This window comes from Pseudomonas sp. Bc-h, from assembly GCF_002080045.1.
GTDB lineage: Bacteria > Pseudomonadota > Gammaproteobacteria > Pseudomonadales > Pseudomonadaceae > Aquipseudomonas.
This window is the reverse complement of the sequence record NZ_MUIN01000003.1, coordinates 23,090-44,011: the sequence shown is the minus strand read 5'-3', so window position 1 is coordinate 44,011 and position 20,922 is coordinate 23,090. Positions and strand designations below refer to the sequence as shown.

Sequence of the window (20,922 nt, the reverse complement as noted above, 5' to 3'; positions counted from 1 at the left end):
GCGCCGGCCATGACGCGCTGGGGTACTGAACGCATCGTTGCCCGGCACTCGGCCAAGGTCAACGAGCGACACCTGCAGGAAACCGGATTGCCAGCCGATGGCCGGCTCCGGTTGCTCAGCTTCAACATCCAGGTAGGTATCAGTACCGAGCGCTATCGGCATTACCTGACCCGTGGGTGGCAGCATCTGCTGCCCCACAACGGTCGCGCCGGAAATCTGCAGAAAATCGGCAACCTGCTCAACGACTACGATCTGGTCGCCTTGCAGGAAGCCGATGGCGGCAGCCTTCGATCAGGCTACGTCAATCAAGTCGAACACCTCGCCCAGCTCGGATCCTTTCCGTACTGGCATCAGCAACTCAATCGCAACCTCGGACGCTTCGCCCAGCACAGCAACGGCGTGTTAAGCCGTCTGCGCCCTTGGGATATCGAAGACCATCCATTGCCTGGCCCTGCCGGGCGTGGCGCCATTCTGGTGCGTTTCGGCGAAGGCGAAGATGCGCTGATCGTGGTGGTCATGCATCTGGCGCTTGGGGCCCGCGTTCGTACCCGCCAACTGGCGTATATCCGCGAGATGATTGGCGGATACAAACATCAGGTGCTGATGGGCGACATGAACACCCATGCCAGCGACCTGCTGGAGCTCTCTCCGTTGCGTGATCTGGGCCTGCTCGCGCCCCAGATCGAAGCGACCTTTCCAAGCTGGCGTCCTCAGCGCTGCCTGGACCACATCCTTCTCAGCCCGACCCTTACGCTTGAAAAAGTGCAGGTGCTGGCTCAGCCCATTTCCGATCATCTGCCGGTTGCGGTGGAGATTCGCTTGCCAGCCTCATTAATTGGTGACTCGCTGCCGATAACAAGCACATCTCCTCTCGGACCCTCGGAATGAGCGACGAAGCCCAACGCTGGAAAGAAAAATACCTCAAGAGCATCGAGCAACAAGACAGACTGGAAAAGCGCTGGAATGCGCGTCTGGACTTGCTGCGTCGGGGCCTGGTACGCAGTAGCCTGGCGGCGGAGGGGGCTGACAAGGCGGTCGATCAGTGCATGAAGGAAATGCGCGAGGTCGTGCGCAAGGACGACATGGACGCGGGGCTGGCTGCCTTGATTCCTCGGCTGGAGAAAGCCGTGCTCGACTCCGAGCAGCGCCGCGAAAAGCGCGTCGAGCAGATGGGCACGGCGTTGACCTCCCTGGTCGCGCAGTTGCAGGCATTGCCGCTGCCCCGTGAGGTGGCCAAACCTCTCAAACGCTTTGCAAAAAACCTTGAAGATCGGGTCAACCAGGCCCGTGAGCTGCCGCTGCTTCTAAGCGAGTTGAGTGGTTTGCAGGGGCAGGCGCTTTCTCAGATAGAGCACCCTGAGGAGGCCGCGCGGCCTGGTTTTCTCCAGCGCCTGTTTGGCAGCCGCGAGGCCGAAGAAGAATCCCCTGCCCCAACCGCTCTTCCCGTCGTACCAGCAGCCAAACCTATGGCGGCAAGCGGTGATGATGCTGCCGACGAGCCCTTCGCCGAGCGTTCGGCACCGCAAACGGCGCAATGGACCAATGAAGCGCCTGCCGCGGCCGAGCCCGCGATAATCGTTGAGAAACCGGTTGCCGAAGTAGTCGCAGCCGCTGAGGCTTCGGTGGCGGCTGCTGAGTCTCCTCAAGCAGCTGCTGCCGTACCGGCTGCGAAAGCCGAGGTGAGCGAGCTCATACCCACCGATGAGCCTTTGCCAAAAGCTGTTGAGTCTGAAAAAACCAATGCCCAGGCGCAATCACTGCTTGCTGAGCAAGCCCTGGCGCCAGCGCCAGCCGAAGACGCTGTGGCAGTAGTTGATTCAGAACCTGCTGAAGTGACCAGCGACTCTGCCGCGAACAATGAAGAGCAAGCCGTCGAACAGGCCGAGGCCGAAGCGGCTGAAGACCAGGCGATCAAGGCGCAAGCGGCGGGCGACGAAACGAACGCTGACGAAAATCCCGATGAGCAAGGCGTGGTTGAGGAGGATGGGCCTTACGCACTGCCCTCCTCCCCAGAACCCAGCTATAGCTCGGTAGCGGCTCACATTGAAGAAACCCTGCTGGGGTTGCTCAACGATCTGACGCTGCCAGAGCACCATCGGCCGCAGGCCGAAGCGATGCGTACGCGTCTTGAACATGGGTTGAACTGGTATGAGTTGCTGCCGATCCTGGACGATCTCGCCGTTTTGATGTTGGCGATTACCGACAGCGGTCAGCACGAATTCGAGCTTTACCTCAAACAGCTCAACGAGCGCCTTGAGTCGTTCCAGAGCAATCTGCAAGCCGCCAGCGACGACCATGCGGGCCAACAGTCCGCCTCTCGGGAGCTGAACGATCAGCTACGCGAGCACGTCGGCGGTTTACAGAGCAGCGTGCAGGAAGCGGCCGATCTCAATAGCCTGAAACATGTGCTGGAGAGTCGTTTGGAAGGTTTGCTGGGTACCATGGACGAGCACCAAAGGCAGCGTGATCAGCGGGAGCAGGAAGTCGCCTCGCGCCTGCAATCGCTCGCCGGTCGGGTGGCGACCATGGAGCAGGAAGCGCTGGGCTTCCGAGCGCACCTTGAAGAGCAGCGACAAAAGGCACTGATCGATACCCTCACCGGTTTGCCGAACCGCGCGGCCTGGAACGAGCGTCTGGATCAAGAGGTCGATCTGCTGCAGAAAAATCGTTCCAGCTTGTTGCTGGGCATTCTTGACCTCGATCATTTCAAGCGCATCAACGACGGTTACGGCCATCTGGCGGGCGACAAGGTCTTGAAGATCATTGCCTCGCAACTGGAAAAACGCCTGCGCCCCTCGGATTTCCTGGCCCGATTCGGCGGCGAGGAATTCGTTCTTCTCCTTCCTCACACGCAAATGGCTGACGGCCTGGCACTGCTGGAGCGGCTGCGCTTGACCATCGAGCAGTGCCCTTTCCATTTCAAGGGCGAGCCGGTGACTGTCACCGTTTCGATGGGGATCACGCTCTTCAAGCCAGGTGAACGTAGTGACCTGGTGCTAAAGCGTGCCGATCAGGCGCTGTATCGAGCGAAAGACAAGGGGCGTAACCGTATAGAGCAGGGATGACGTTACGAACGGCGTCGCGTGGGTGGACGAGCATTTTTGAGCGCGGGGTTGGCATTACGTTACACTGTTGCATTACTTGCCTATGTGTTCTGCCTTTTATGAAGCCTTTTTGCGCATTTTTCCTGGCCCTGCTTCTCACAGCCTGCTCCAGCGGTCCGAAGCTCGACACCAGTCATCCTTCGGTCAATTTCGACAGCCGCGCCCAGTTCGTGGTGGTGCACTACACCTCCGCGCCTCTTGATCGCTCGCTGGCGTTGCTGACTCATGGCGAAGTGAGCGCGCATTATCTGATCGGCGACGGCCCGGCCACGACCTACAAACTGGTAGATGAAAGCCAGCGCGCCTGGCATGCCGGTGAAAGTGAGTGGGATGGCCGCACGTGGCTGAACTCCAGCAGCATCGGTATCGAGATCGTCAACCCGGGCTACCGGGACACGCCAACCGGTCGCCTTTGGTATCCCTACAGCGAAGCGCAGATCAAGGCATTGATCGTGCTGCTCAAGGACATCGTCAAACGCAACAAGATCGAGCCGCGGCATGTGATCGGCCACAGCGATATCGCCCCGCTGCGTAAACTCGATCCAGGCCCGCTCTTTCCATGGAAGCGCCTGGCCGCAGAAGGCCTGGGTATCTGGCCCGACGAGCAACAAGTCGCGCAGCGTCAGGCGCAAATGATGGGTGTGTTGCCAAGTGTTTCATGGTTCCAGCAGCAGTTGGCTTTACTGGGCTATCCAACGCCGCAGACAGGCGAATGGGATTTGGCCACACGCCACGTCTTGGGGGCGTTCCAGATGCATTATCGCCCGCAGAAGTTCGACGGCGAACCTGATCTGCAAAGTGCAGCTATCCTTCAGGTGTTGAACCTCAGGCACTAAATTGCCCATAGCGTCGGTTTTTGGCGGGCTATTTCCGCGCTTGTTGCTATACCTCATTGGTATTCATCTGGATATCGGCCGATGTTCACGGCTTCACCGCAGCTGCGCTCAGTTCTCTATCGCCCTTCCCTCCTGGCATTGCTGGCAGCGTTGTTGAGCGCGGCCGTGCTATTGGCGGGTAGCTTTGGCCTGGCAATGCATCAGGCGCGACAGGAAGAAAGTGCTCAAATGAATGCCCAGGGCGAACGTTTTCTTGTGCGTCTGGAGCAACTGTTCGGCCAGTTACGTGCGGGCCTTGATCTGCTCGAGGCCCAGCCTTTGCGGGGCTGCAGCCCCGAGATGATCGAGCAGTTGCGGCAGGTCAATTCGCGCTTCCGCTTCATTTATGAAGTCGCCTACGTCGACGATACCCAGTTCTGTTCCAGCTGGACCCGCCAAAGCATGATCGGCAAGCCGCGCGCGCCGGACATTCGCGGCCCGACTTACGACTACTGGCTGAACACCTCCACACAGCCTGACGACAACCTGGCGTCCCTAATGCTCGGGCGCGGAGAGTTTCGTGTATCGACCTCCCGCGGCCACCTCACCGATGTGGTGGACCTGCCTGCCGGCGGCAGTCTGGTAGTGGTGCTGGATCAGGGCTCCAAAGCGGTTCCGGTTTTAGGCCCGGCGCAGACCTGGCCCCCGACGCCCGACTGGACCCCGACCTCCGCCGAGACGCTGATCACCACTCAGGACAAGCTGGTTTACCGGATGCCGACGCAAAGTCCGGAATATCAGCTGGTGTTAATTACTCCTCGCAACGGCTTGCAGCAAAAGATAACCGGTGCCTGGTGGCTTCTGGTGCCGGCCAGTGTGCTGATTTCGTTGTGCATCGGGATTCTGGTGTTGCAACTGGTTCGTCAGCGCCAGTCGCTGGGCGGCGAGCTGCATGGCGCCCTGCGCCGTGGTGAACTGAAGGTTCTCTACCAACCTATTTTTGACCTGAATACCCGCTTATGCGTGGGCGCTGAGGCCTTGGTGCGCTGGAGACGACCCGATGGCACGCTGACCAGCCCTGATCTGTTCATTCCCTTGGCGGAAAATACCGGCCAGATCCGTCAGATCACTGACTTTGTGCTGCAGCAGTTGCTGGAGCAGTTGGGGCAGCTATTGCGCGCCAATCCCCATCTCTATATTTCGGTGAATTTAGCCGCCTGTGACGTAATGGCCCCGCGTATTGGCCGGGTGACTGCGAAACTGCTCGCCCTGCACCGGGTGGCGCCCCGGCAGATTGCCTTTGAGGTCACCGAGCGCGGGCTGGTTGACGTCGTGGTCGCGCGTAATCATCTTCAAGCCCTGCGTGATCGCGGCCATCAAGTGCTGATCGATGACTTCGGCACGGGTTACTGCAGTCTCGCCTATTTGCAGACTTTGCCGGTGGATTGCCTGAAGATCGACAAGGCGTTCATCGACGCGCTGGGCCATGACGCGGCCAGCAGCGGGGTCGCGCCGCACATCATCCGCATGGCCCATGCGCTGCAATTGCGAGTGATTGCCGAGGGTATCGAGTTCGAATCCCAGGCCTTGCTGCTCAAGAGCGAAGGCGTGATCTACGGCCAGGGCTGGCTGTTTGCACGACCACTGACTGCAAGCAAGTTTACGGAATTAGTCACGGGTGGGCGTCGTAGCGCGGGTCGGCGGACCGATGACGTGGCTTGAGCCAGAAGACGCGTTACAGCGGCAAGGCCATGTAGAATTGCGTACCCTGCCCCGGTCTTGAGTACACACCCATGCGCCCGCCGTGCAGCTGCACGATTTCCTTGCACAGTGCCAGCCCCAGACCTGCCCCGCCTTTCTTGCGGCCGACCTGAACGAAGGGTTCGAATATTCGTGCCTGCTGTCCGTAGGCGATGCCTTCGCCGTTGTCTTCCACGCTAATGATCAAGCGCTCTCCATGCCGACGCGCCTGCAGGCGGATCAGCCCCGATTGCGGCGTATGGCGCAGCGCGTTGTCCAGCAGGTTGTCGAGGACGCGATCGAGCTGCCCCTTGTCGGCCTGCAAGCGTGGCAACGGCTCCTGCATTTCCAGGAGCACCACCACATCCTGCTCCTGCGCCGATTCGGCAAAGCGCTGCCGCGCCTCTTCGAGCAGCTCGTTGACATCGCATGGCGCGAGGGTCAGCTTTTGCAGGCCGTTCTGATAACGAGAAAAATTCAGCAGGTCGTTGATCAACTGCATCAACCGCTGCATCTCTTCGTTGACGGTCTGCAGCAAGTCCGTTTCGCGGGAGTCCGGCGGGAAGTGCACGCGCTCCTGTAAGAGCCCGAACGCCATGTGCATGCCGGTAACCGGTGTGCGCAATTCATGGGAGGCGCGCAGGACGAACTCGCTGCGCACCCGTTCGAACGCGCGCTGTTCGGTGACATCGTGCAGCACCATCACGGCGCCGAGAATATGACCCTTGGTATGGCTGACTGGAGTCAGGCTGTAAGTCAGCAATCGGGTTTCGCCATCAATCTCGATGGAAAGGTCTTCGGGCGCCCGCTCCAGCATGCCGCCGCGCAAGACCAGATGGAGCTGCTGATCCAGCTCCGGACGCTCCAAGGCTTCCCCCAGACCCTGGCCGAGTTTGCTTTCTTCCCAGCCGAGCTGGCGTTGCGCTACCGGGTTGAGGTGTTCAAGCCGCCCCTGCCGATCAATCATCAGCAGGCCGTCGTCGATACTGTCGAGCACCGCTTGCAGCCGTTGTTGCCCGGCGAGCAGTTCATCGACGTTGGTCACCTGATGCTGGCGCAAGGCCTCGGCCATGATGCCGAAACGGCGAGTCAGCTGGTTCATTTCCGATGAGGAGGAGATCGGCAGGGTGACTTCGAAGTTGCCTTGTCCAATGTTGTCCGCGGCCTTGGCCAGCGCTTCGATCGGCCCGCCAAAGCGGCGAGCGATGCCGTGCGCGGTGACGAAGCCGATGGCCAGCACCGCGAGCCCGACCAGCCCCAGCAGCGCAGCGACCCATAGCGCGCGGGTGCGAGAGGCTGTCTCGGCCTGGCTGATGTTTTCCAGCGCCTGACGGTGGGCATCGAGCAGCCCGTTGCGCAGCGTGTTGAAGGCATTGGTCACGGCCTTGTCGTCGTTTAGCGCGTTGGCCGGATCATTGGACTGCTGAAGGGCACTCAGGAATTGCGCATAGTCCAGACGTGCCTTCTCGAAGCCGCTGTGGGTGTTGGTTTGCTGATCGTGATCGATGCCTTGATCCAGCAGGTCCTGGAATTGCTTCTGATTGTGCTGCAGCGCCGCTTCGTCCGGGCTGCTCTTGAGCAGCATGACCAGTTGATCGCCCAGGTTCTGCCGCAGTTTGAGACCGATATCGAGGGTAATGAAGTTGTGGCGAATCAGCGACTCCTGAGACTTGGCCATCTGCATGACGCTGACCAGTCCCAACAGCAGGCCTAGCAAGGCGACCGTCATCAGCGCCGAAATGCTGAGGAACAGCCGGGTGCGCAACTTTATCGCGAACTTCATAAGCGACCTGTCACAAGTTGTACTGCTTGCGCTTGCGATACAGCGTCGAGGCATCGATCCCCAACGTGCGTGCCGCTTGATCGAGGGTATCGCTGGTCGCCAGCACGGCGCCGATGTGCGCTTTTTCCAGCTCGTCCAGGCTCAATGCCGCACCGACACGTGGTGCATTGTTGGTTGGCGTTTCGGCCATCCCCAGATGACTGACCTCGACCTTCTCCTGCGGGCAAATGATGCTGGCACGTTCCACCACGTTTCGCAGCTCGCGGATGTTGCCGGGCCAGCGATAGTTGAGGAGCGCGCTGCGGGCATCCTCGCTGAAACCCCGCGCCGGACGGCCATAATCCTTGACGAAGCGCGCAAGGAAACGGTCAGCCAGAGTCAGAATGTCCTCGCCACGCTCACGCAGCGGCGGCAGGTGCAAGGTAATCACATTAAGGCGGTACAGCAGGTCTTCGCGGAAGCGGCCTTCGCGAACCATGTCTTCCAGGTTCAGGTTGGTCGCCGCAAGGATGCGCACGTCAGCGCGACGAGTCACCGGGTCGCCCACGCGCTCGTATTCCTTGTCCTGGATGAAGCGCAGCAATTTTGGCTGCAAGGTCAGTGGGAAGTCACCGATTTCATCGAGAAACAATGTACCGCCATCAGCCTGATTCACTCGCCCGAGGGTGCTCTCGCTGGCACCGGTGAACGCGCCGCGGCTATGGCCGAACAGCTCGCTTTCCATCAGCTCCGCGGTCAGGGACGGACAGTTGATGGTGACGCAGGCTTTCTTCGCCCGCTTGCTCCAGCCGTGGATAGCCCGTGCCAGTTCACCTTTACCGGTACCGGACTCACCCAGAATGAGAATGTTGGCGTCGGTGTTCGCCACCTGACGCGCCGTCTCCAGAATCGCCATCATCGATGGGCTGTGGGAGTCCAGGCCGTCCTTGGGTTTGCGCACCTCGCCTTCCAGCGCTTCGAGGCGTGCCGACAGCTGACGGACCTCCAGTTGCTTGGCGGTCGCCAGACGCAACTGGTCGGGGCTGCAGGGCTTGACCAGATAATCGGCGGCGCCAGCCTGAATCGCGTCCACCGCCGTGTCCACGGCGGAATGCGCAGTCACGATCACCACGCGCATCCATGGCGCCTGAATGCGCATCTGCGCCAGCACGTCCAGCCCGTTGTCTTCCCCAAGACGCAAATCCAGAAAGCACACGTCGAACACTTGACGTTGCAGCAGCGCTTCGGCCTGTGCCGCACTGTTGGCGGTGGCGACGCTGTAGCCTTCATCTTCCAGGCAATAGCGGAAGGTGCGAAGGATGGCGGACTCATCGTCCACAAGCAGAATACGGCCCTGATTCTCAGTGGCTGCTTCCATTTTTCCTACGCTCCTAAATGAATGATCTTGGTTAGTCCCGGAATAATCGGGCAAGTTGCATGGTTCATTCTGATTGATTCAACGCACTGCATGTTAGTGATCTGCCAAAAAATCAGATAAATCATTGATCTGCCGCGTACGGCATCGAAAATCTGCCTGGCAGGGCCATCGCGGCGTGTTTTTGGATGGGCAGGTGCAACAGAACGTCTCGGCAATTGAAAAGTCTCTCCAGTAGTCCTTTTGGAAATATCTGGAGATTTGCCATGCAACCGCTGAAGAAAATCGCCCTGGCGATGGCCGCCGCAAGCCTGATCGGCATCACGCCCATTGCTGCCCAGGCTGCTCAGGGCGATTTGCAAACGCAACTGGCTCAGGCGCGCCAGGAAGGTTCGATCTGGACCGCGTTTGCGCTTAACCGCCATCTGAGCCCGTTCAATATCGGCGTGAAGGTCGAACAGGGGACTGCCGTGCTGACGGGCAAGGTGGAAAACCAGGTCGACAAGGATCTTGCCACCCAGATCGCAAGCGATACCCAAGGCATCAACAAGGTCGACAACCAACTGCAGATCGACCCCCAGGTCGCGGCCGAACCCGGCACCAAGGCCAATATGGCTCAGCGCTTCGACGACGCAACACTCACGGCCACCATCAAATCCAAGCTGCTATGGAACAGCGTCACTGAGGGGTTGAACATCGAGGTCGCTGCTGCGCAAGGGGTGGTGACGTTGAAAGGCCAGGCAAAGGACGCGGATGCCAAGCAACTGGCGGGCAGTCTTGCCAGTAACACCGATGGCGTGACCGAGGTGAATAACCTGATCAGCGTCAGCGCCCGCGACACCCAGGCTATCAAGGAGCAGAACGAGGCGCAGGCCAACAGTGTTCGCGAGGAGTTCAGTGATGCGTGGATCACCAGCAAGGTCAAATCCAGCCTCATCTATAGCCGTAATCTCGATGGCCTGAATATAAAGGTGGATACCAAGAGCGGCGTGGTGAGTCTGGACGGGGTCGTTGCCAATTACGCCGAGAAGGAACTGGCGGTCGAGATCGCTCGCAATATTCGCGGCGTGAAAGGCGTGGATGCCGATACGTTGCGGGTCATGGCGCGTAGCGCGGGGTAATCGTGCACGCTCTGTAGCAGGCCGGCTTTGCTGGCGGCGATGGCTTGTAAATTGCTGCTCCCAGTAAGCCCGGCTGCTACACGTCAACTTGTCGAGCCTTACCTTCTGTTCGTGCAATACGCACGATGCCAAATGTTCAATCGTGCAGCTTGCGTGTAAGAGGTGTCTGTCACGTGTATTTAAGTGACTGATTTATATGGTTTTTATCTCGATTAAAAAGCTGGCACAGCGGCTGCAATATCTCAGGTAACAAAGGTCTGCATCGTCGGCCAACAAGATTTCCTGGAGCCCGCTGAATGAACACTCAATCTCTCGCCAAACTGCGTATTTCCCCACTGCACGTGCAGCAAGGTTTGTTCGCCAGCCTGGCGTTGATGATTACGTTGATCGTCGTTCAACAGTTCAACCACTGGAACCAGACCCAGGACACCACCCAGATTGAGCATGCCTACAGCCACAGCGCTCCTTTCGCGAAAGCGAGTGCGCTGAAAGCGACGGATGTCGCGCTGAGCCTGCAACCGGTTGACGAAGCGGCGACTGCCATTGACCAGGCGCCGCGTCAGCAGAGTTGGGTCTTCTGACCCTCGACGTCAGAGACGCAATCTACGCCGAGGGTCAAACCCGATGCCTCGGTGTGGCTAGAAATTAAAAACAGTAAGGAGAATCACCATGTTGAGCTGGGCTATCACATTTCTGATCATCGCTATCGTTGCAGCTGTACTGGGCTTCGGTGGTATCGCAGGCACCGCCACGGGTATCGCCAAGATTCTCTTTGTCGTGTTTCTGGTGATGTTCGTCGTGTCGTTCTTCTTCGGTCGTCGCGGACGGGGCTGACCATGGTCCGCAAGCCCTTCCATGCATTGACGCTGGCGCTCCTGACGAGCGCCAGCGCCATGGCAATGGCGGCGAACGACGGTCAGGCACGGGTCAACGAGTTACTTAACTCCGACCCCGAGTATCGCCAGACCTGGTCAAGTGTCGTGAAGAAAGAAGAGCGTCTGCCCGATTGGGTAATCAATCTGTCCGGTACGTCCGATCAGATGAACGCGGTGACCGAGGATGGTGACAAATACCTGGTAGGGCCTCTCTGCGAAACCCAGGACACGTGCATCAATAAACGGCTCATCGTGGCGTTCAGCCTGGACAAGGAACACGCCTACGCCATGTTGGTGGAAGTGCCAGCAGGCCTGCCGGCTGACAAGTCGCCGACACGCCATGCGGACTATCGATTCCTCGGCAAGCCTGATGAGGGCATGCAAGGTCTTTTGAAGGAACAGCTCAAGAAAGATCCGAATTGGTACTGATTCAAATGAAGGAAGACCGAACCTAATCGGGTCTTCCCGAAAGCCGCACAACCCGAGGAGGGTATGTGCGTGACCAAGGGGCCGGGACGTTTTGATCAAGGGAATGGTTGGAGCGACCCAGGTGTACAGGGAGTACTCCCATTCGTGGGCCGGGTCAGGAAGCCGCTACGCAAGTCCATTATCAGATTGGCCGATTGGCGCTGATCCGATCATGGGCTTGCGACGCGCAAATCTCGCTTTATTCCCTCTCTTACGTTCCCTTCTATTTCGCTCCTCTCAGGATCGCCCTTAAATCTGGCCGTGCTTGCGACCGTATATCGAGAAAAAAGGCCTGTGGAGGGCATCTCGGTCGTGCGTGACCATTTTGTCACTTGCCTCCCTTGTTTCTGCCTCAACCTGTCTGCAGGCGACGTTTTAGCCACTTCGCAGCATAAAAGTGCTGACAGCCATTGCCTCGTTTTGGGGCGGTATTTGCTAACCCTTTGATTTCTCTCATGCCGATTCGGCATGACGTAGTCATTTACGGCATTAGACGCTGAAGGGCTGGATAGGAATAGTTGCGCCCTTTTTCCGCCTGCCGAGAGCTCGGACGCTCATTTGCAGAGACCTTCTGGACAGATCCAAGGGCATCCACGCTTCGATGCAGCTTCACAAGAGTGAAATCGAAAACGTCGGTGAGAAATGTCCATGCCAACTACAACAAGGTTAATGACATGAAGAAGGCAAAACTGAGCCTCGCCTGGCAGATCCTCATCGGACTGGTGCTGGGCATTGCACTGGGTGCTGTGCTCAACCACTTCAGTGCTGAAAAGGCCTGGTGGATCAGCAATATCCTGCAACCTGCAGGTGACATCTTTATCCGCCTGATCAAGATGATCGTGATTCCGATCGTGATCTCGTCGCTGGTTGTGGGCATTGCAGGGGTGGGTGACGCGAAGAAGCTGGGCAGGATTGGCTTGAAAACGATCCTGTACTTCGAAGTCGTCACCACCATCGCCATCGTCGTCGGCCTGTTGCTCGCCAACGTGTTCCACCCGGGCACCGGCATCGACATGAGCACGCTGGGCACCGTGGACATCTCGCAGTACGAGAAGACCACCGCCGAAGTGCAGCACGATCACGCCTTCATTGCGACGATCCTCAACCTGATCCCGTCGAACATCTTCGCCGCTGTTGCCCGTGGCGACATGCTCCCGATCATCTTCTTCTCGGTGTTCTTCGGTTTGGGTCTGTCCAGCCTCAACGCTGAAGTACGCGAGCCACTGGTCAAGGTATTCCAGGGCGTTTCGGAAACCATGTTCAAGGTCACTCACATGATCATGAACTACGCGCCAATCGGTGTTTTCGCGCTGATTGCCGTGACCGTCGCCAACTTCGGTTTCGCCTCACTGCTGCCACTGGCCAAGCTGGTGATTCTGGTTTACGTCGCCATCGCTTTCTTCGCGTTCGTGGTGCTGGGCCTGATCGCCCGTCTGTTCGGCTTCTCTGTGACCAAGCTGATGCGCATCTTCAAGGATGAGCTAGTGCTGGCCTACTCCACTGCAAGTTCCGAGACCGTGCTGCCGCGCGTGATCGAGAAGATGGAAGCCTATGGCGCGCCGAAGGCCATCAGCAGCTTCGTGGTGCCGACTGGTTACTCGTTCAACCTCGACGGTTCGACTCTGTATCAGAGCATCGCCGCGTTGTTCATCGCGCAGCTGTACGGCATCGACCTGTCGATCGGCCAACAGATCATGCTGGTGCTGACCCTGATGGTCACCTCCAAAGGCATCGCTGGCGTGCCGGGTGTTTCGTTCGTGGTGCTGCTGGCCACTCTGGGCAGCGTCGGCATTCCGCTGGAAGGCCTGGCGTTCATTGCCGGTGTCGACCGCATCATGGACATGGCGCGTACTGCGCTGAACGTGATCGGAAACGCGCTGGCGGTTCTGGTCATCGCGCGCTGGGAAGGCATGTACGACGACGCCAAGGGCGAGCGCTACTGGAATTCCCTGCCGCACTGGCGCAGCAAGGAATCCCTGCCAGCGGGTCAGTCGACTGTCGATTGATCGCTGAGTAGCGTCAACACAAACCCCGCCAAGTGCGGGGTTTGTTTTATATGACTTATGAGTGACCTGTAGCGGTCCTTGGGGTTTGTTGTTTCGTCCCTCGCCGCTATCATCCCCGCATCTTGCGAGGGGATTCACTGATGCTCAACGGCCTATGGCTTGGTTTTTTTGTGGTCGCGGCGGTGTCTGCGCTGGCCCAATGGTTGGTGGGCGGTAACTCGGGCATTTTTGCCGCGATGGTAGAAAGCATCTTCGCCATGGCCAAGCTGTCGGTGGAAGTGATGGTGGTGCTGTTCGGCACCCTTACCCTGTGGCTCGGCTTCCTGAACATTGCGCAGAAGGCGGGTATCGTCGACTGGCTGGCGAAAGTGCTCGGGCCCCTGTTTCGCCGTCTGATGCCGGAAGTCCCGGCTGGCCACCCTGCGTTGGGCCTGATCACGCTGAACTTCGCGGCCAATGCCCTGGGTCTTGATAACGCGGCGACGCCGATCGGCCTCAAGGCCATGCGTGCCTTGCAGGACCTCAATCCCAGCCAGACAGTGGCGAGCAACGCGCAGATTCTCTTTCTGGTGCTCAATGCCTCCTCCCTGACCCTGCTTCCGGTCACCATTTTCGTCTATCGCGCTCAGCAAGGCGCGGTCGATCCCACGCTGGTGTTCCTGCCAATCCTCTTGGCCACCAGCGCCTCAACGCTCGTTGGCCTGCTGTCGGTGGCAGTCATGCAACGCTTGCGTCTGTGGGACCCGGTAGTGCTGGCGTACCTGATCCCTGGCGCTTTGCTGCTCGGCGGCTTCATGGCCGTACTGGCCGGTCTGTCGGCCACGGCGCTGGCCAGCCTGTCTTCGGTGCTGGGGAATTTGACGCTGTTCGGCATCATCATGCTGTTTCTGGTGGTCGGTGCGCTGCGTAATGTCAAGGTGTACGAAACGTTCGTCGAGGGCGCCAAAGAGGGCTTTGACGTCGCCAGGAATCTGCTGCCATATCTGGTGGCGATGTTGTGCGCCGTGGGCGTGCTGCGGGCGTCAGGGGCGCTGGACTTTGCACTGGAAGGCATTCGCCATGTGATTCAGTGGATGGGCCTGGACACGCGTTTCGTCGACGCCCTGCCGACCGCTCTGGTCAAGCCGTTCTCTGGCAGCGCCGCACGGGCGATGCTGATCGAGACGATGAAGACTCAAGGCGTCGACAGTTTTCCGGCTCTGGTCGCAGCAACGATTCAGGGCAGCACCGAAACCACCTTCTACGTGCTGGCAGTGTATTTCGGCGCGGTCGGCATCCAGCGCGCGCGCCACGCCGTGGGCTGCGCGCTACTGGCGGAACTTGCGGGCGTGATTGCCGCGATCTGTGTCTGCTACTGGTTCTTCGGCTCGACGGTGTAATGCTTCTGGCCCTGCTCCACGGTCCATTGCAGCACTTGGGCGGTCAGCGTATCGCTGGCTTGCCCAAAGCTGGCCACAACGGCTGAGACTTGCTTGTCAGCGACCGGCTGATGCACTTCGAAGCGCCGACTGGCGACGATGCGCTGACGGTCGTCAGCCAGTCGCGCATCCAGCCTGATCACCACTTCGATAGCCTGGCCGCGATACTCGCTTTGAAACGCCTGTAACTCGCCGCCCAGTTCGAAATCCGCCTGCAGGTTGCTGTCGTCGGTGCTGAGCGACTGGATTCGGCCGTCGCGATAGAACGCGTCGGTCAGACGATTGCGCAGCAGCACAGGCGCAGGATCGCTCCAGCGCGCACCTTTATAGCTGCTGATCACGTCGCCTTGCGGGATGACTGCGATCCGCGGGCTGTCGAGGGTCTCGCTGGACTTGGGCTTGACCACCCGCAGCGACCACGGCGCGGGCGTTGCTGCCTTGGCCGTAGTTGCTGCGGTTGGCAGGCGGTAGACATCCGACGGCTCCTGCTTGGGCAGAATCGAGCAGGCGCCCAGCATCAACAGTGCGCTTGCCAGTAACAGTCGAGGGAATGAGTGACCGGCAAGCCTCATGGCTCGAACTCCTTGTTCTTGTCGCTACCGAGCAGGTAGCCGCTGGGGTTGGCATTCAAACTGCGGGAAATGGTCTTGAGCGAGGTCAGGGTTTCGCGCAACTCACGAATGGCTGGGCCCAGTTCACCCAGACCCTGGAGCCCGCCGTTGACCGAGTCCTTGTTGGCTTTGACCAACTGGTTGATGGTGTCGGTGCTCTGTTGCAGTGACAGCATCGCAGCCTGACCGGTAGCGATCGCCTGCTTTCCGTCGACCGTGAACAACAGATTCGCATTGCGCATAGCGGTGGAGGTCTGATCCAGCGTGGTGCTGGCCTGCTTGCTCAGCGCCAGTAGTTGCTTGAGGGTCTGGCGGATATCTTCCCGTTGGTCTGCAATGACAGCCGTCGTCTGCTCCAGATGCTCCATGGTCTTGCTCAGCGCCTGAACATTCTTGGATGACAGAAGCTCGTTGGCGTTGTGCAGGAACACGTTGATGCCGGTGAGCAGGTCGTTGCTGTCGTTGAGCAAGCGCGAGATCGGCGATGGCGAGGCGATGATCACCGGCAGATTGCCGTCCTCGCCCTTGAGTTCTTCGCTCTGTGGTGTGCCGCCGCTGAGCTGAATAATCGAGGTACCGGTGATGCCGTTAAGGGCGAGCTTGGCGAAAGTGTCGCGCTTGATCGGGGTTTCTCCGGCGACCCGAATTTGCGCCAGCACACGGCGTGGGTCCTGCGGGTCGAGACGCAGCTGGACGACGTCGCCGACCTTGATCCCGCTGTACTGCACCGGGCTGCCACGGGACAACCCGGTCACGGCCTCGTTGAACACCACCTGATAATCCTTGAATGCTGTATCGACGCTGGATTTGGCCAGCCACAGGCCGAACAGCAGCGCGGCGGCGACCACGATCACCGTGAACAGGCCGATCAAGACGTGATGGGCGCGGGTTTCCATCATGAGACCTCGTGTGGGTGGGTGGCCGCTGCGTAGGCCGAACGGCCGCGCGGGCCATGAAAGTATTCGTGAATCCAGTCGTCTTTGTAGGCCGAAACCCTGTCGATGCTATCGGCCACCAGCACGCGTTTCTGAGACAGCACCGCAACCCGGTCGGTGATGGTATACAGCGTGTCCAGGTCGTGGGTGACCATGAACACGCTCAGGCCCAAGGCATCACGTAAAGTCAGGATCAACTGATCGAATGCGCCCGCGCCTATCGGGTCGAGGCCAGCGGTGGGCTCATCAAGGAATAGAATGTCGGGGTCCAGCGCCAATGCCCTGGCCAGCGCCGCCCGTTTGATCATGCCACCGGACAGCGAAGCCGGATATTTGTGGGCGGCTGAGAGCGGCAGGCCCGCCAAGGCCATCTTGATGCCCGCCAGATGCTCGGCCTCTTCACGGCTCAGCCCGGCGTGTTCGATCAAAGGCAAGGCAACGTTCTCGGTGATGGTCAGTGAGGAGAACAGCGCCCCTTTCTGAAACAGCACGCCGAAACGTCGCTCGACTTGAGAGCGGGCTTTATCAGACAGATTCAGAAGGTCCTGACCCAACACTCGGATGTTGCCTTCAGCGGGCCGCTGCAAACCGACGATGCTGCGCAACAGCACCGACTTGCCGCTGCCCGATCCGCCGACTACCCCGAGGATTTCCCCGCGATAAAGGTCAAGATCGAGGTTTTCATGAACGACCTGCAGGCCAAAGCGGTTGCATAGGCCGCGTACCTGAATCACGGCCTCGTCGGGTTGCACGCAACGTCGGGTCACCAGCCAAGCTCCATGAAAAACATCGCGGCCAGTGCATCCAGCACGATCACCACGAAGATGGATTGCACCACGCTCGACGTCGTATGAGCGCCTACCGATTCGGCGCTACCTTCGACCTTGAAGCCCTCCAGGCAGCCAATCGCAGCGATGAAAAAGGCGAATATCGGCGCTTTGACGATGCCCACCAGAAAGTGCTGAACGCCGATGTCAGCCTGCATCAGCGAAAGGAACATCGCGGGCGAAATCCCCAGTGACAAGGCGCACACCACGCCACCCCCGACAATGCCGCAGATCATCGCCAGAAAAGTCAGCATCGGCAGTGAGATGAGCAGCGCGAGGACGCGAGGCAGTACCAGAAGTTCGGTAGGACTCAAGCCAAGCGTTTGCAGGGCGTCGAGTTCTTCGTTGGCTTTCATCGAGCCGATCTGCGCGGTGAAGGCACTTGCCGTACGGCCCGCCAGAAGAATTGCCGTCAGCAGAACGGCGAATTCCCGCAGAAAGGAAAACCCGATCAGGTCGACCGTGAAGATTGTCGCGCCGAAAGCCTTGAGCACCGTGGCGCCAAGGAATGCGACCACTGCGCCGACCATAAACGTCAGCAGCGCGACGATGGGCGCGGCGTCCAGACCGATTTGCTCGATGTGGGCAATCACCGAAGTAGTGCGCCAGCGCTTGGGACGGAACAGGGTAGTGACAAAGGTTTGCAGGATCAGCCCGACGAAACCCAGCAGTTGCAGGGTGTCGGTCCAGATCACTTCGACGGCCGAACCGATACGCGCCAGCAACTGGGTGCCGACCGCGACTTCGGGGTCTTTCATTGGCTGGCAATAATCACACAGCGCACTCTGAATCGTCTGCATCAGCGCGCGGCTGGATTCCGGCAGATTGGGTGCCTGAACCGCAAGCAAGCGCAGGCGTTGAACACCCAACAATTCCACCAGCAACGACGCGCCGGCAGTATCGAGAGCGCCCAGCTCGCTCATGTCCACGTGCGTGGAGGCGCCGAAGCCGTCACTCAGCGCATCGGTCTGGCGCTTGAGTTGGTGGTAGTGAGCGAGCGTCCAGTCTCCGCCAATCCACAGGGCTGTGGGTTGGGTCGAAGTATCCAGTCTGACGCTGCCGCAAACCTTCGGCGCGCTGTTGGCGAGGGTGATCGATGGGGTCATAGCGTCGAGATTAGTTGTTTTTGGTCGGGGCGGACGGGCTCTGGGCTGGCGATTTGTCATCGGCCTTGTCCGAATCGGAATCACTGGGGCCGAAGGTGTCTGCGCCGGGCTTCAGGCCTGCAGGCTTGATCTTCTTGCGGGTGACCGCAGGCTGGTCGGTGTCCGTCACTTCGAAACGCAATACGCCGATCATCTGGCCATCCTCTGTCAGCACCCTCACCTGCCATTTGCCGAGCACGTCCGGCGGAAAATTCTGTTTGTGAGTCCACGCCCGATAGCCTTCCTTACGTCCGCCGTGGATGTCTAGAGCGATTCGATCGACCTCTTCACCGTTATGGCGCCAAACGTGATAAATCCGCTCATCCAGGCCGCGCGGGGCATTGATCGAGGTGTAGGCGTACAGCCCGCTGCTGCGCAACTGATTGACGCCGACCTGCTCGATGCTCTCACCCGGGGTGCGGTTCTGATTGTCGAATTGTGTGCTGACGGCCACTTCGGTCAGCCACAGGGTCGCCGGCGGCACCCAGGATCGCAGCATCCAGCCTGCGCCGCCGATGGCCAGAGTCATGACGACCAGGCCCAGCCCGCGCTTCCAGTTGTTGATCGGGAAACTTGAAGCCAGGCTGGGAAACGACAACAGCATCGCTGTGATCAGCGCCAATTTATAACTCTCGGCGGTGGTCAGATGCAGAATGACCGGCAGAGCGGTCAGCAGCGCGGCGAACAGTGTAAGCGTGTGCAGCGCCATGAACAGCCAGCGACGCGGCGCCAGCCACTTGTAGTACAGCGGATCGATGATCGAAACCAGCCCGGCTGCGGCCAGAAGCCCCGTGAACGCAAGTTGCCCGCTGTTCCAGGTGGTGGTGATGAAAAAAAACGGAAGGACGAAAAACAGACTTTCCTGATGGATCATCTGGGTGGCGTAACGCAGCAAGGGTTGCGGGATTTCCCGTTTGAACACCTTCGCGATCAGGGCGACGGCGCTGTTTTCCACCATCAGCCAGACCCAGCTGATCAGCATGATCACCGTGATCCAGGTGGCGAGCTTGGCCTGGCGGTCCACCAGAATGAAGCTGCCGATTCCCGAGCAAAAACCGAAGAACGCAATCAGCCCCGGGTAGCGCTTGATGAACTCCAGTACGCGCTGTACGAGGGAGTTCTGCATGAGGGCGTTGAGGTCCGGCATTTCGGTGATCACTTTAGCGTTGGGAGATAACCTGCGCAGGATACCAACATCCTGTTGCGATTGACCTGATGCGCAGTCCTGTAGCCATCCGACTTGCCGGCGGTAACAACTTTAAAGGCGCCGGCGCCGGCAAGCCGTGCTGCAACAGGATTTCCGCAAACAGTTACAAAGGCCGTCTTTTGTAAACACGCCAGCGCCAGAAAACAGCCAATGCCACCAGCACGACCAGCGCAACCCCGATCTCATACAACTCGTCATAGCTGACCAGCGGTTCTTCAATTCGCAGGTACCCCGGTTGGGCAAGCAACTGACGCATCGCCCGGTTGGCCAGATCCAGGCTGACGCCTCGGGTGCGTTTGGCCGGATCTTCGAAGCGGCCGTCGTCATAGTCGTTCAGCGCGCCCCAGTAATAATCGGCCAGCGCGCTGTTGCCCTGCACCGCCCAGGCCTGTTTCGCGATCGATGCTTGCTGCAGGCGGGCAAAAGTCGCAGGGTCCATGCCCTCCTTGCGCAATCTTTCCAGCATCGAGCGGACTGCTGCAACTGCTGCACCTACATCTTCGCGTGCCAGATCGGCGTTCAGGCTGAGAAACCCGGTGTCGCCGAAGGCTTCGCGATCCGCCCAAGGGCCGTAGGAGTAGCCCTTGTCCAGACGCAGCTCGCTGTAAAGCGCCCAGTCCAGGTAGGACTTCACCAGATCCCATGTCTCATCGTGCTGCTCTCCCATGTCGGGTTCGGTGAACAACAAGTGCAGTTTGGCGCCGTCCCCTAGTGCCCCGCGAATCAGCGTGCGCTCAGGCTCGGCTTTTTCACTGATGGCTGGCAGCGGCGGATGCTCGGTCGGGTCGACGGCGTTGAGTTGGCCGAAAGTCCGCTCCAGATAGGCCGGCAGCAGCTTGTCCAGGTCCCCGACGATGATCAGCGTCATGTTGTTGGAGGCGTACCAGTTGTCGTGAATGGTCTCGATCTGGTCCAGGGTCAGGTGATCGACTTCCGGCCGCTCAGGGCATTTGAGTCCGAGTTCCACGGCCAACTGATTGCCGGCGCTGTGGCCCAGGTCGCGTTTGTCGAGCCAGCGTTGCAGGTGGGAATAATGCCCGCCGTCCTCGCGTTCGACGATGCGCTTGGCGGTGTCCAGATTGGCCTGATTGATCTGCGTATGCGTCAGTACATTGAGCAGCAGGTCCAGCACCTTGCGCTGATTCTGCGCTGGCGCCTCAATCACGAAAGTGGTGTCAGTGTTACTGGTGAAGGCGTTCCACTCCCCACCCAGCGCCTGCATCTGTTGCTCCAGGCCGCCTTCGCCAGAATTGTCGATACCGCTGAACAGCAAGTGCTCAAGCAGGTGAGGCAGCTCCTTGTCATTGCAGGGGAAGTCGTCGAAGCCGATGCCCACCACCAGGCGAATGGACACATGCCCTTTTTCGGCGGGCTTGAGCAGCAGCTGCAAACCGTTGGGCAATACGTAGCCTTCCACCTGAAAGCGGTCCAGGGCTACGGAGCAAAGAGATGTCAGAAACAGGCAAACGAACAGCAGGCAACGCATAAAAACGGGCTTCCTTGCGGGCCGGTA

Annotated in this window: 18 protein-coding genes; 10 read left to right on the top strand and 8 right to left on the bottom strand. The window is 59.5% G+C overall.

Going from position 1 to position 20,922, the window contains the following annotated elements:
• Window positions 1–9: 9 nt before the first annotated feature.
• The 4 genes from BWR59_RS04930 (at window position 10) to BWR59_RS04915 (ending at window position 5,641) form a co-directional block, all read left to right on the top strand.
• Window positions 10–888 (top strand): endonuclease/exonuclease/phosphatase family protein, encoded by an 879-nt coding sequence (locus BWR59_RS04930; protein WP_081564533.1) that lies wholly within the window; start codon window positions 10–12, stop codon window positions 886–888.
• Window positions 885–3,065 carry a GGDEF domain-containing protein gene (locus BWR59_RS04925; protein ID WP_081564532.1) on the top strand — a complete coding sequence of 727 codons (2,181 nt, stop codon included), beginning with the start codon at window positions 885–887 and terminating at the stop codon, window positions 3,063–3,065. The genes BWR59_RS04930 and BWR59_RS04925 overlap by 4 nt, the downstream gene beginning before the upstream one ends.
• A 98-nt stretch (window positions 3,066–3,163) precedes the next feature.
• Window positions 3,164–3,940, top strand: coding sequence for an N-acetylmuramoyl-L-alanine amidase (locus BWR59_RS04920; RefSeq protein WP_081564531.1), 777 nt, complete (start codon window positions 3,164–3,166; stop codon window positions 3,938–3,940).
• A gap of 81 nt (window positions 3,941–4,021) precedes the next feature.
• The gene (locus BWR59_RS04915; protein ID WP_081564530.1) at window positions 4,022–5,641 is read left to right on the top strand and encodes an EAL domain-containing protein; all 1,620 of its coding nucleotides are present in this window, start codon (window positions 4,022–4,024) and stop codon (window positions 5,639–5,641) included.
• Window positions 5,642–5,654: 13 nt separating this feature from the next.
• Here BWR59_RS04915 and BWR59_RS04910 read toward each other — a convergent pair whose 3' ends face one another.
• Complete coding sequence (locus BWR59_RS04910; protein ID WP_081564529.1) at window positions 5,655–7,442, bottom strand: KinB sensor domain-containing domain; 1,788 nt, start codon at window positions 7,440–7,442, stop codon at window positions 5,655–5,657.
• A gap of 10 nt (window positions 7,443–7,452) precedes the next feature.
• Window positions 7,453–8,799 carry a sigma-54-dependent response regulator transcription factor AlgB gene (gene algB / locus BWR59_RS04905; protein WP_081564528.1) on the bottom strand — a complete coding sequence of 449 codons (1,347 nt, stop codon included), beginning with the start codon at window positions 8,797–8,799 and terminating at the stop codon, window positions 7,453–7,455.
• A 263-nt stretch (window positions 8,800–9,062) separates the two neighbouring features.
• Here algB and BWR59_RS04900 point away from each other — a divergent pair, with 263 nt between their 5' ends.
• The 6 genes from BWR59_RS04900 (at window position 9,063) to BWR59_RS04875 (ending at window position 14,645) form a co-directional block, all read left to right on the top strand.
• Window positions 9,063–9,917 carry a BON domain-containing protein gene (locus BWR59_RS04900; RefSeq protein WP_081564527.1) on the top strand — a complete coding sequence of 285 codons (855 nt, stop codon included), beginning with the start codon at window positions 9,063–9,065 and terminating at the stop codon, window positions 9,915–9,917.
• Window positions 9,918–10,213: 296 nt separating this feature from the next.
• Complete coding sequence (locus tag BWR59_RS04895) at window positions 10,214–10,498, top strand: hypothetical protein (RefSeq protein ID WP_081564526.1); 285 nt, start codon at window positions 10,214–10,216, stop codon at window positions 10,496–10,498.
• A gap of 88 nt (window positions 10,499–10,586) precedes the next feature.
• Window positions 10,587–10,751, top strand: a complete 165-nt coding sequence (locus BWR59_RS04890; RefSeq protein WP_002555679.1) for a DUF1328 domain-containing protein — start codon at window positions 10,587–10,589, stop codon at window positions 10,749–10,751.
• Window positions 10,752–10,753: 2 nt separating this feature from the next.
• A complete protein-coding gene (locus BWR59_RS04885) occupies window positions 10,754–11,221 on the top strand; it encodes an inhibitor of vertebrate lysozyme family protein (protein ID WP_081564525.1) in 468 nt (155 codons plus the stop codon).
• Window positions 11,222–11,934: 713 nt separating this feature from the next.
• On the top strand, window positions 11,935–13,266 hold the full coding sequence (gene gltP / locus BWR59_RS04880) for a glutamate/aspartate:proton symporter GltP (RefSeq protein WP_081564524.1): 1,332 nt from the start codon (window positions 11,935–11,937) through the stop codon (window positions 13,264–13,266).
• A 140-nt stretch (window positions 13,267–13,406) separates the two neighbouring features.
• Window positions 13,407–14,645: a spore maturation protein gene (locus BWR59_RS04875; protein WP_081564523.1), complete on the top strand. Its 1,239-nt coding sequence runs from the start codon at window positions 13,407–13,409 to the stop codon at window positions 14,643–14,645.
• On the opposite strand, the gene BWR59_RS04870 is transcribed toward BWR59_RS04875, so the two are convergent.
• The 6 genes from BWR59_RS04870 to BWR59_RS04845 form a co-directional block, all read right to left on the bottom strand.
• Complete coding sequence (locus BWR59_RS04870) at window positions 14,618–15,256, bottom strand: ABC-type transport auxiliary lipoprotein family protein (RefSeq protein ID WP_081564522.1); 639 nt, start codon at window positions 15,254–15,256, stop codon at window positions 14,618–14,620. The two genes, BWR59_RS04875 and BWR59_RS04870, sit on opposite strands and share 28 nt — an antisense overlap.
• A complete protein-coding gene (locus BWR59_RS04865) occupies window positions 15,253–16,191 on the bottom strand; it encodes an MlaD family protein (RefSeq protein ID WP_081564521.1) in 939 nt (312 codons plus the stop codon). Before BWR59_RS04865 ends, BWR59_RS04870 begins: the two co-directional genes overlap by 4 nt.
• Complete coding sequence (locus tag BWR59_RS04860; RefSeq protein ID WP_081564520.1) at window positions 16,191–16,997, bottom strand: ATP-binding cassette domain-containing protein; 807 nt, start codon at window positions 16,995–16,997, stop codon at window positions 16,191–16,193. Before BWR59_RS04860 ends, BWR59_RS04865 begins: the two co-directional genes overlap by 1 nt.
• Window positions 16,994–18,163: an ABC transporter permease gene (locus tag BWR59_RS04855; protein WP_081564519.1), complete on the bottom strand. Its 1,170-nt coding sequence runs from the start codon at window positions 18,161–18,163 to the stop codon at window positions 16,994–16,996. The genes BWR59_RS04860 and BWR59_RS04855 overlap by 4 nt, the downstream gene beginning before the upstream one ends.
• Before the next feature lie 10 nt (window positions 18,164–18,173).
• A complete protein-coding gene (locus BWR59_RS04850) occupies window positions 18,174–19,349 on the bottom strand; it encodes a DUF5924 family protein (RefSeq protein WP_081564518.1) in 1,176 nt (391 codons plus the stop codon).
• A gap of 163 nt (window positions 19,350–19,512) precedes the next feature.
• Window positions 19,513–20,895 (bottom strand): pitrilysin family protein, encoded by a 1,383-nt coding sequence (locus BWR59_RS04845; protein WP_081564517.1) that lies wholly within the window; start codon window positions 20,893–20,895, stop codon window positions 19,513–19,515.
• Between the last annotated feature and the right edge of the window lie 27 nt (window positions 20,896–20,922).

Coding starts and splice junctions, on each gene's coding strand:
- BWR59_RS04930 (WP_081564533.1), top strand. CDS start 10: ATGACGCGCTGGGGTACTGAACGCATCGTTGCCCGGCACTCGGCCAAG.
- BWR59_RS04855 (WP_081564519.1), bottom strand. CDS start 18,163: ATGACCCCATCGATCACCCTCGCCAACAGCGCGCCGAAGGTTTGCGGC.
- algB (WP_081564528.1), bottom strand. CDS start 8,799: ATGGAAGCAGCCACTGAGAATCAGGGCCGTATTCTGCTTGTGGACGAT.
- BWR59_RS04885 (WP_081564525.1), top strand. CDS start 10,754: ATGGTCCGCAAGCCCTTCCATGCATTGACGCTGGCGCTCCTGACGAGC.
- BWR59_RS04900 (WP_081564527.1), top strand. CDS start 9,063: ATGCAACCGCTGAAGAAAATCGCCCTGGCGATGGCCGCCGCAAGCCTG.
- gltP (WP_081564524.1), top strand. CDS start 11,935: ATGAAGAAGGCAAAACTGAGCCTCGCCTGGCAGATCCTCATCGGACTG.
- BWR59_RS04910 (WP_081564529.1), bottom strand. CDS start 7,442: ATGAAGTTCGCGATAAAGTTGCGCACCCGGCTGTTCCTCAGCATTTCG.
- BWR59_RS04875 (WP_081564523.1), top strand. CDS start 13,407: ATGCTCAACGGCCTATGGCTTGGTTTTTTTGTGGTCGCGGCGGTGTCT.
- BWR59_RS04870 (WP_081564522.1), bottom strand. CDS start 15,256: ATGAGGCTTGCCGGTCACTCATTCCCTCGACTGTTACTGGCAAGCGCA.
- BWR59_RS04895 (WP_081564526.1), top strand. CDS start 10,214: ATGAACACTCAATCTCTCGCCAAACTGCGTATTTCCCCACTGCACGTG.
- BWR59_RS04845 (WP_081564517.1), bottom strand. CDS start 20,895: ATGCGTTGCCTGCTGTTCGTTTGCCTGTTTCTGACATCTCTTTGCTCC.
- BWR59_RS04850 (WP_081564518.1), bottom strand. CDS start 19,349: ATGCCGGACCTCAACGCCCTCATGCAGAACTCCCTCGTACAGCGCGTA.
- BWR59_RS04920 (WP_081564531.1), top strand. CDS start 3,164: ATGAAGCCTTTTTGCGCATTTTTCCTGGCCCTGCTTCTCACAGCCTGC.
- BWR59_RS04890 (WP_002555679.1), top strand. CDS start 10,587: ATGTTGAGCTGGGCTATCACATTTCTGATCATCGCTATCGTTGCAGCT.
- BWR59_RS04915 (WP_081564530.1), top strand. CDS start 4,022: ATGTTCACGGCTTCACCGCAGCTGCGCTCAGTTCTCTATCGCCCTTCC.
- BWR59_RS04865 (WP_081564521.1), bottom strand. CDS start 16,191: ATGGAAACCCGCGCCCATCACGTCTTGATCGGCCTGTTCACGGTGATC.
- BWR59_RS04925 (WP_081564532.1), top strand. CDS start 885: ATGAGCGACGAAGCCCAACGCTGGAAAGAAAAATACCTCAAGAGCATC.